The sequence below is a fragment of the Bacillus sp. TL12 genome (assembly GCF_022625245.1).
Classification (GTDB): Bacteria; Bacillota; Bacilli; order Bacillales; family Bacillaceae_G; genus Bacillus_A.
Window position 1 is genome coordinate 1 of the sequence record NZ_JAJJBY010000157.1, and the last position, 1,060, is coordinate 1,060.

Annotated in this window: 1 protein-coding gene and 1 pseudogene; both read left to right on the forward strand. The window is 30.7% G+C overall.

Annotated features, from left to right (window positions below; translation table 11 throughout):
- Nucleotides 1-185: pseudogene (locus LOK41_RS28190) on the forward strand (Tn3 family transposase); the annotation flags it as partial.
- Between the two features lie 213 nt (nucleotides 186-398).
- Nucleotides 399-1,037 (forward strand): class I SAM-dependent methyltransferase, encoded by a 639-nt coding sequence (locus LOK41_RS28195; protein WP_241819380.1) that lies wholly within the window; start codon nucleotides 399-401, stop codon nucleotides 1,035-1,037.
- Nucleotides 1,038-1,060: the final 23 nt, after the last annotated feature.

Genomic DNA, 1,060 nt, shown 5'->3' on the forward strand with positions numbered 1-1,060 from the left:
CATATGCAAAACAAAGAGTCAGTTTTAAACGCTATGCTTCCTTTTATGGCATCGTTATAAAAATTGATAAGCTATTTGATTGGAAAGTGATCGAAGATCATTATGAAGATATGTTACGTGTAGTAATATCAATTAGGACAGGGCGTATTCACCCTTCTACCATCCTTAATAAACTCAGTGTATATAGGGATAGCGCCCCGTCGCTATCAAGCTAAAGAAATTAGTTACCTTCAAAACGAAAAAATGCGCTATTCTTTCTGTAGAATCATAGAAAAGGATAGTCTTTTTTATAGTCATTTCAGATTTGTATCAAATACACAAATGAATGTAAAGACTGTTTTTTTCTTCTTGTTAGGAATATAATCAAGGGAATTTATGGGAAAGGAATGTTGTCACATATGAATAAACAAAGAGAGTATTGGAATGGAGTAGCAAATGAAAAAGAATTCACGACACCTTTTCAACTTGACTTATTCTCAAAGTATGTAAATAAGGATGCAACCTTATTGGACTATGGATGCGGGTACGGAAGAACATTATTTGAACTAAAAGAACAACAATTTACGAATTTATATGGTGTGGATTTTTCAGAAGAAATGATTAAACGAGCTAAATCAAATGATATGGCCATTGATTTTAATATTGTTAAAAGCGGGAAACTTCCCTTCCCGGATAATTTTTTTGATTCAGTTTTATTATTTGCAGTTCTAACCTGTGTATACCAAAATCAAGAACAGGATTCTATTTTAAATGAAATTAAAAGGGTATTAAAACCAGAAGGTATTATTTATATTAATGATTTTTTATTAAATGAGGATGAAAGAAATAAAACACGCTATAAACAGTATGTTGATAAGTATGACACATATGGCGTATTTGAATTATCTGATGGAGCCATTTTGCGCCATCATAGTGAAAATCGTGTAAAGGAATGGACAAATACTTTTGAGAAATTAGAGTATGAAAAAGTAGAGTACATAACAATGAATGGTAACCGTTCTAATGGATTATTATATATAGGTAGAGTAAAGAAGTAAAATAACTTGTAATATACTAATAG